Source organism: Kitasatospora sp. NPDC087315, from assembly GCF_044744345.1.
Lineage (GTDB): Bacteria > Actinomycetota > Actinomycetes > Streptomycetales > Streptomycetaceae > Kitasatospora.
The window spans coordinates 1-8,970 of record NZ_JBIUYD010000054.1 but is presented as its reverse complement, the minus strand read 5'-3'; the positions used below and the strand labels follow the sequence as shown (position 1 = coordinate 8,970).

Sequence of the window (8,970 nt, the reverse complement as noted above, 5' to 3'; positions counted from 1 at the left end):
ACGGCCATCCGGCGACCACGCACGTCCGCCAGCGGAAACCACCAGTGAGCGGCCACGAATTCACCCGAAATCGCTCACCCGAATGCCACCGGTGGATCCAGGATGAAATGGCATCTGGCGAGCGGCGTCTCCTGTCAGTACGCGCGCGCCCGGCGGGTGCACCTGGACGACCAGGTGAACCAGGTACTGGAAACGTGCGAGAACCAGCTGGACCAGGCCGCCGAACTGACGCTGCACCGGCGGCAGCCCGACCAGGTCGTCGGCCGACTGCGGCAGGTGTGCGCGGCACTCACGGTCCTGCGGGCCCTCACGGCCGCGGCCCCGCCCTGATCGGGCCTCCGCCGCCCGGGCCGGGTTCCGGGCGGCGAGCCGCCCGGCCCCGGATCCCCCGGACCGGACCATCCCACCCCGTCAGCGCCCGAATGCGGTCAACCCATCGTCACATCACGCAAGTGACCGCACCGTTCGCAGCAATCGGCGGTTCTACCCGGTTCCCGTTCTTCCCAGCCGACAAGCCGGCCCACGGCCGGTGTGAACCCCGGAGCCCACTCCGGGGTTCACACCCACAGAACTGACCTACTCGGCAACGGGACCGCCGAACCTGCCAGGCCCCCGGGCACTGTGGCGAGCTCAGACCAACGGGGACCGGTCGAGCGCTTTCCACAGCGGCCCGGAGCCCGGCCAGCCGGGAGGAGCCGCAGTCCCGGAGAGCACCCCGGAAATGAATGTGGAGAAGCAGCCTTGGTAGAGGCGGACGCAGCCGAATTGGCGAAACTCCACCAGGATGTCCCAGGCCTCCTTTCCTCTCGGCACGAGGCAGCACTGGTCCCCATCCCAATCAGAATATCCCCATGGAATTACGGAGTCGACGTCAAAGCGCGGAGACCTGGAATCTCCGAGGTAGTGATGAGCCACACTCCGGAGAGATTCCCGGCCTCTCTTCATGAAATCAATCAGGGGCTCTGCACCACATGGATGCGGCACATAGAGGTGACCCCGCACAATCCCGTCCCCGTAGAGGTCCACGAATTCCTTGAAGTCACCTGGAAGCCCTCCCCCTGCCCACTCCTCAATACCCAACCACACCTCGACGGGAGTCGGGCTAGACCATGAGTCAACATCAATCATTTCGCGAAAATCAACCCGTCTCATCTCACCATCCCAAGCTACAGGAACCACAGACAGGTTTACTTTTTCCTTTGGTTCGTTATTATTCATCACCAGACAGTCCACATTGAGACCGAGCATGCCGTGCGCCTCAATATGAATAGATTTGGGTACTCCCGACTTCTTCCCGTCATAGATGGCCAGGACTTCATATTTCACTTCCTGTCCACCCTCCTTAATCACTCCGGCCACATCCATCTCGACACCCTTCATGACGTCGCGGTTGGCGATCGCCCAGAGCGGCACCAGATTGCGCAGATTATCACCCGAACCACCATACTGCCTGCCCATCAGGTGGCCACGAGCTCGCCGCCCTTCGGGCAGTGTCCAAAAATCCGGAGGAGCCACCATAGGCCTCTGCGGAAGATTTCTCCACGCCGCGCCTGTATCGTCCTCCATATCTTGCGCTCCCGAAAAGTAGCCTACTGCGCCAGTCGCCCTGCACCCATCAAGACCAGGCCTGAAGCGCTCCCTGGGAAAATAAGTGATATTCCCATGCGCATTTTGAGCGGTGTCTCTCGGGCCATCGTCGCAACGATCCTCAGAGCCCGGCTACTGGGGCCAACAGCCGGAACCTCCTGATCCTCGGCCTCCACATCGGGAGTGGCATTCTGATCCGAACTCGTCGCGATCAGGGAACTGCCGAGCCACGCCCACATCAGCGTCACCGCCACGGTGTACGCCCACGTCCGCCTCCGCCTCCGGCGCCAAGCCATCGACCTCCTCGGCCGCGCACTCGGCAAGCCCGCGCAGGCTGCCACAGACCCTGCCGACGGTGACGGCCCGCCTGCTTGTGCAGCTCCCGTCCGCTGACGTTGCCGTCAGCTACTGCCGTCAGACGCCACAGAGGCCCCGCGGGAAATAAATCCAGCGGGGCCTCTGTCAATCCTTCATGAAGCTAACAATCCCTATAGTTCCCAGGCTCCTACAAGCTGTGGCCTGGATCCATCGACGAGCTTCGCAAAGAATTCGTCGGCACAGCCCGAATATGCGAATACCGAAGAATCCATTCCGGCAAAGAACTTGCCGGAAGGCGACATGTAGATAGTGAAGTGAAACCCATCAATTCCCAATGGGCACAGCGATCCACCGGCCACCCTTGAGCATAGGGTTGCAATTCTCGCATCGCGCTCAGTGCATACCCGCATCGGATCGAATTCGGTCCAGCAGAATATGTCTTTGCCGTCTATGTTGATGCTTGGCAGATGCTCGATCCGCAGGCGCCAGAACACTTCTAGGAACCTATGCGCTGCAGTTGATACGTCGAAGCCAACGCGTCTCATCTCATGGATAAGTCCAGAGATGTCGACCGCGCGCTCCGGGCTCCAGCCTGCTGCTTCAGCCAGGCTGCGACCTCGACCGCGGACAGCGAAGTCCATGCTCACCCTCTCGATAGGTCGGTCGCGCCACGCCGCACAAGCGCGCTCTGACAGGATAGGCATGCTGGCTCTGGTGCGCCAGTAGAGCTTCTGACCGTCAGAAATTCGATGTCACTGAGTTGTAGCGGGCGCCCGAACGCTTCCTCGAAATCTGCTGCATGATTAGCAAAAAGGGCACTGCACGCGCGCATCTCCGCGCAGTTTGCCGCGTCGCCCCCGAACATCTGCCCGCCGTCGGCGGCGGCCTCCTCGATCTCAGGCTCAAGAAAAGCAGGACGAGAGGAGGGTCCGGAGTAGCCGGGTTCGGTGATGTTCGTGTTCCTCCACAGGCCGACGCCGGACAGATCACCGCCAACTACGCCGAACGGGAACCGGAATACGGCATCCAGACACACCGTGCCGAAGTCAGCACCCGCTTCTCACACTGGCTCAGCAACCAAGCCCGCCGGCACGCCCTGCCCGTAATCGACTGCCGCCCCTGGGACAACCTGCCCAACCGCCTCCACACCGCCGGCTGAAGCCTGCGGGCTGAAACTGCCGGGTGAAGCCACCGAGTAGGGCCGCCAGGTGAAGCCGTGGCCGAAGCGGTGCTCCGGAACGCGGCGCCCGGAAGCCGGTGACCGGAACGCGCCGGCTGCGGCCCGTTGGCGCGGGGTCCGGGGGTTTTGTTCGCGGGGGTGAACGCGAGGGTTCACCGTCCGGTGGCGCGGAGGTCTTTCGTGGGCGATTGGCTTCGGTCGGCCCGGTGATCATGGACCCGGGCCCCGCCGTTCGCGGCGGCCACCGGGTGCGCCCTGCGCGCGTGCCCGGCGGCCGCCGCACCCGCAACCGTCCGAGGAGCTGAACCCCCCGATGCCACCCCCCGTCACCGGCACGCCCCGGTCCCGCCGTCCCGCCGCCGTGCTCGCGCTGGGCGCGCTCCTGGTCGCGGGCCTGCCCGCGCTCGTCCCCGCCACCGCGCACGCGGCGCCCGCCGTCTCGGCGGGCACCCCGGAGCTGGTCCTGGACCGGCCGGGCGAGTCCGTCGTCACCCGGCGCGAGGTCACCCCGGTCGCGCCGGGCCTGACCATGACCTCCTTCGACCGGCTCGGGGCCGGCGGCTGGATCCGCGGCAAGGTGCTGGTCGCCGACCTCACCACCCAGGGCCTGAGCGTGGACTACCTGTCCTCCGGCAAGGTGACGACCCGCCAGGGCGTGACCGAGATGGCCAGGAACGCCGGCGCGGTCGCCGCGATCAACGGCGACTACTTCGACATGAACGCCTCCGAGGCGCCGCTGGGCGTCGGCGTCTCACGCGAGGGCGGCCTGATCCACGCACCCGTCGAGGGCTGGAACCAGGCCGTCACCGTCGGCACCGACGGCCTGGCCCGGATGGCCGAGGTGTTCCTGGCGGGCCACGCGAACCTGCCCGGCGGCCGCGAGGTGACGCTGGCCGGCGTCAACACCTACGGCCTGCCCGCCGACGGCGTCGGCCTGTTCACCCCCGCCTGGGGCAACGCCTCGCGCGCGAACTCCACCGGCGGCTCCGGCGAGGTCGCCGAGGTGGAACTGCGCGAGGGCAAGGTCACCGAGGTCCGCGACCACGTGGGCGCCGCGGTGCCCGAGGGCGCCACCGTCCTGGTGGGCCGCGAGGCCGGCGCCCGGGCGCTGCGCGACCTGAGGCCCGGCGACCGGGTCGACGTCGGCTACCGCCCGCGCGCCTCCTTCGGCGAGGTCGCCGTCGCCATCGGCGGCTACCAGGTGCTGGTGGCCGACGGCATCGCCCGCCGCCCCGGCGACAACGACGGCAACGAGCTCAACGCCCGCACCGCGGTCGGCTTCTCCGCCGACAACAAGCGCATGTACCTGGTCACCGTCGACGGCCGCCAGGCCGACAGCCCGGGCATCAGCCTGCCCGACCTCGCCGTGCTGATGCGGGACATGGGCGCCCACAACGCGCTCAACATGGACGGCGGCGGCTCGGCCGCGATGGCCGCCCGCCTGCCCGGCACCGAGCGGGCCGGCACCGTCAGCAGCCCCTCCGACAACGGCGGGGAGCGGGCGGTGGCCAACGGGCTCGGCCTGTTCAGCGCCCCCGGCTCCGGGCAGGCCCGCGGCCTGCGGCTGCGCCCGGCCGAGGCCGTGTCCACCGCCACCCGGGTCTTCCCCGGCCTGCACCGCACGGTGCGCGCCCTGCCCCACGACGAGACCTACGGCCCCGTCACCGGCGCGGCGCCCGCCGTGCGGTGGTCCACCCCCGACGGTGCCAGGGCCGCCGTCGACGGCCGGGGCACCGACGCGGTGGTCACCGGCCGCGCCTGCGGTCCGGTGACCGTCACCGCGAGCGCCGACGGCGCCGAGCCGGCCGCCCTGGCGCTGACCGTGCTCGGCGCCCCGGTGCGGATCACCGCCGGCACCGACCCGGTCGCCCTGGAGGCCCCCGGCGCCACCGCCTCCGTCGCGGTCACCGGCTTCGACGCCCAGGGCCACGAGGCGCCCGTCGAGGCCGCGGACCTGACCGTCACCGGCGGCGAGGGCGTCGTCGAGGCCACCCCCGCGCCCGACGGCACGCTCACCCTCAAGGCGCTCGCCGACGGGAGGTCGGCCACGCTCAAACTGACCGCCGCCGGCCTGGAGACCGCCGTCGCCGTCACCGTCGGCATGGCCGAGAAGCCGTTCGCCGACTTCTCCGACGCCGCCGCCTGGACCTCCGGCAACGACCGCGCCCCCGGCGGCGGCGTCGCCCCGGCCCTGGGCCACGACGGCACCGCCGGCCTGCGGATGACCTACGACTTCACCCAGTCCACCGGCACCCGCGGCCAGTACGCCATCGCCCCGCAGGGCATCACCCTGCCCGGCCAGCCGCGCTCGCTCACGATGTGGATCGAGGGCGACGGCAACGGCGCCTGGCCGCGCATCCAGTACCGCACCGCCGCCGGCGTCACCGCCAACCTGGACGCCCCGATGGTCACCTGGACCGGCTGGCGCAAGGTCGAGTTCCCCGTCCCGGCGGGCGTGCAGTACCCGCTGACCTTCCAGCGCTTCCGGCTGATGGAGACCGGCGCCGGCCGCTCCTACACCGGCGCCCTCACCCTGTCCGACCTGCGCGTCAAGGTCGCCCCCGACGTCGAGCTGCCCGCGCGCCCGTACGTCACCGACCCGGTCGTGCTCACCAGCGGCACCGTGGACCACAGCCCGCTGCGGGTGGCCGTCATGTCGGACGCCCAGTTCATCGCCCGCAGCCCCGACAGCGACATCGTCCAGGCCACCCGCCGCACCCTGCGCGACATCGCCGCCGCCAAACCCGAACTCCTCGTCATCGACGGCGACTTCGTCGACGAGGCGGCCCCGGCCGACTTCGCCCTGGCCCGCACCCTGCTCGACGAGTTCGACCAGCTCACCGGCCACAGCGTCCCCTGGCACTACGTGCCCGGCAACCACGAGGTGATGGGCCCCGGCACCATCGACAACTTCAAGGCCGCCTTCGGCGACACCAAGCAGGTCTTCGACGTCAAGGGCACCCGCTTCGTCACCCTGAACAGCTCGCTCGGCAGCCTGCGCGCCGGCGGCTTCGACCAGGTCGCCGGCCTGCGCTCGGCCCTGGACGACGCCGCGAAGGACCCGGACGTCACCGGCCTGCTGCTGTTCGAGCACCACCCGACCCGCGACCCGCTGCCCGACCAGGGCAGCCAGCTCGGCGACCGCAAGGAGGCCGCCCTCGTCGAGCAGTGGCTGGGCGACTTCCGGGCCGCCGGCAAGTCCGCCGCCATGGTCACCGGCCACGTCGGGGCCTTCCACGCGAGCAGCGTCGACGGCGTGCCCTACCTGATCAACGGCAACGCGGGCAAGGGCCCGGCCTCCGAGCCCGGACGCGGCGGCTTCACCGGCTGGACCATGCTCGGCGTCAACCCCGCCGCCGGCAAGGTCACCGACCCCTACGCCGTGCCCGACGACGCCTCCGCGTGGCTGCGCGCCGAGGTCAGGGCCCGCGCGGACGCCGTCGCCCTCCAGGCGCCCGCCGCGCTCGGCCTGCTCGACAGCGCGCCCGTCACCGCGACCCTCACCCAGGACGGCGACCGCACCGTGCCGGTGGCCTGGCCGGTCACCGCCCAGTGGGGCGGCGAGCGCGTACACATCGGCCCCGCCGCCGGCGCCCCGCGCACCGCCGTCGCCGCCTACGACCCGGCCGCCCGCACCCTGACCGGGCTGCGGCCGGGCACCGCGACGCTGACCGTCACCGTCGGCGGCATCACCGCCCGCCAGGACGTCACCGTCGGCACCGCGCCCGTCTGCACCACCACCGTGCGCGGCACCCGGAGCAAGCCGCTCGCCGTCACCTCCGGCGTCACCTGCCTGGACGGCGCCACCGTCACCGGCCCCGTGCTCGTCCAGCCCGGCGCCGCCCTGGTGGCCACCGGCTCCACCGTCGAGGGCCCGCTGTCGGCCCGCGGCGCGGCCGCCGTCGTGCTGAGCGACACCCGCATCACCGGACCGGTCTCGGTCAGCGGCAGCACCGGACCGGTCGCCGTCCTGTGGTCCACCGTCACCGGACCGGCCCACCTGGCCCTCAACCAGGGCACCACCCTGCTCGCCGGCACCACCGTGAACGGACCGCTCGACTGCTCCGGCAACACCCCCGCCCCCACCGACGGCGGACACCCCAACACCGTGCACGGCCCCGTCTCCGGCCAGTGCGCGGCACGGTGACACCACCCGCGGCCGGCTGAGAACGGCCCGCCACCACCGAGGCCCGTGCGGGCGCCGTCCCCCGGCACCCGCACGGGCCCCGCCCGTTCAAGGACCGTACGGGCCCCGACCGTTCGGGCCCCGCGTTCAGGCCCCGCCCGTTCGGGCGACGACCCCGGCGCGAAGGGAGCGGGGGTCACAGACCCCAGAAGGAACCGGTCAGCCCGACCGAACGCAGGTAGCCGGCCGCGGCGGCGGGTTCACGGCGCACGTACGGGCTGTGGAGGCGGCCCTCGTACCAGTGCGAGGCCAGACGCCACAGGGTGGGCAGGTTCAGGACGTATCCGCGGTCGCGGCCGGTGGCGGCCAGCCAGCTGTCGACGCAGTCGGTGGAGCAGAAGAGACGCTGGTGGGCGCAGGTGTGCCGGACGTCGTCCCACATCCGGGTGGTGGGGACGAGGAAGTGGGCGACCTGGTCGCCGGCGGGCGGGGCCTCGCGGGTGACGGTCCAGGCATGGGGCCGGTCACAGGCCGGACAGGTGGTGGCGACCAGGGCCGGGGAGGCGCCGCGGACCAGGTGCGGCAGCGCGAAGGCGTCCCACGCGCAGCCGCCCCACCACAGGGTGGAGCCGCTCATGACGGAGAAGGCCGTCGGGACCGCCGAGAACGGGTGGGCCATCACGATCTCGTCGCGCTCGTCGATCACCAGGTGCCGGGTGAGGGCGAGTTGGCGCAGCCCGTTGCGCAGGGTCGATGAGTTCAGCCCGAGGGTCCTCACCAGTTGGTCGGGCTGCGGAGGGCGCCCGGTCTCGGCGAAGGTTCGATAGATGCTCTGGCGCAGCCGTTCCAGTTCCACGGCGCCAGCATGCCACAGGCGTGGCAGGCGTGGTGACAGTTCGTCAGAGTGTGTGGTCTCCGGCGGGGTGGACATCGGTACGGGTGGGTGTCTGCGCGAACGCGCTTGGGTGGGCGGGTGGTTGCGGCGGGGCGCCTCGGGTCTCCGGGGTCCTGGCGGGCGGGTGTCGGAGCCGGAGGTCTGGGCCTGCCGTCCCCCTGTCCCCCGCCGGCGGCGGTGGCCGCTGCCTCCTTCGACACCGGTCCCGTGCATCCCGATCGTTCGCAGGACCCCCTGTGCGCACAAAGCGGCTGCGCCGTGTATCGGCGCGGCAAGCATAACGGGAACTGGTTAGCAGGCAGAAGGGTTCTCATCAGAATCCTTGTATTCCAATCCAGTTGACCGATCTGGGGGCACCTGGACGGCATCAGGCACTTCACCGCAATGCCCGATATTGACCGATGATCCCCCTTGCTCCGATTGTGGATCTTTGACCGCCGGCCAGGCAAAGTGACTCTCCTTCACATCCGTTAGGGGGCTTGCCAGGTGATCTAGACTTTGGCCCGGCATTACCGACTTGATGGATCAGGCCGACCGGAAGGGCAGGAAGGTGCTGGAGAGTTCGCTTCACCATGGGCGGCTTCCCGGAGCGTCGGTGAGAGCCCCGGAAAAGCCCCGGCCGCCGTCGTCGGACGCGGTGTCACCGGCTGGCCGAAAGCCTTCCTTCATCATCTGACTTCGTAGTCACTCTGTTTCTAGGAACTGAACTCATGCTTCGTAAGACCTCGTCCCACGCCCGCCGGGCGGGCCTGCTGGCCGCCACCCTTGGCGCCGGTGCCCTGACCACCTTCTCCGCCGTCCCGGCCGGTGCCGTCACCGGCGACGCGGCCGCCGACGGCGCCTACGCCTACACCGCCCGCCTGG

At 70.2% G+C, this 8,970-nt stretch carries 6 protein-coding genes; 3 read left to right on the top strand and 3 right to left on the bottom strand.

Going from position 1 to position 8,970, the window contains the following annotated elements; translation table 11 throughout:
* The first annotated feature begins 102 nt into the window (after positions 1-102).
* Positions 103-330 carry a hypothetical protein gene (locus ACIO5D_RS38350; protein ID WP_400660220.1) on the top strand — a complete coding sequence of 76 codons (228 nt, stop codon included), beginning with the start codon at positions 103-105 and terminating at the stop codon, positions 328-330.
* Positions 331-630: 300 nt separating this feature from the next.
* On the opposite strand, the gene ACIO5D_RS38345 is transcribed toward ACIO5D_RS38350, so the two are convergent.
* The gene (locus tag ACIO5D_RS38345) at positions 631-1,566 is read right to left on the bottom strand and encodes a DNA/RNA non-specific endonuclease (RefSeq protein ID WP_400800927.1); all 936 of its coding nucleotides are present in this window, start codon (positions 1,564-1,566) and stop codon (positions 631-633) included.
* Between the two features lie 509 nt (positions 1,567-2,075).
* The gene (locus ACIO5D_RS38340) at positions 2,076-2,546 is read right to left on the bottom strand and encodes an SUKH-3 domain-containing protein (RefSeq protein ID WP_400757062.1); all 471 of its coding nucleotides are present in this window, start codon (positions 2,544-2,546) and stop codon (positions 2,076-2,078) included.
* A 158-nt stretch (positions 2,547-2,704) separates the two neighbouring features.
* Between ACIO5D_RS38340 and ACIO5D_RS38335 the strand changes: the two genes are divergently transcribed.
* Entirely contained in the window at positions 2,705-3,064 is a 360-nt protein-coding gene (locus ACIO5D_RS38335) for a hypothetical protein (protein ID WP_400757060.1), read from the top strand.
* Between the two features lie 334 nt (positions 3,065-3,398).
* Complete coding sequence (locus ACIO5D_RS38330) at positions 3,399-7,232, top strand: phosphodiester glycosidase family protein (protein WP_400800923.1); 3,834 nt, start codon at positions 3,399-3,401, stop codon at positions 7,230-7,232.
* A 175-nt stretch (positions 7,233-7,407) separates the two neighbouring features.
* On the opposite strand, the gene merB is transcribed toward ACIO5D_RS38330, so the two are convergent.
* Positions 7,408-8,067, bottom strand: coding sequence for an organomercurial lyase (gene merB, locus ACIO5D_RS38325; protein ID WP_363606118.1), 660 nt, complete (start codon positions 8,065-8,067; stop codon positions 7,408-7,410).
* Between the last annotated feature and the right edge of the window lie 903 nt (positions 8,068-8,970).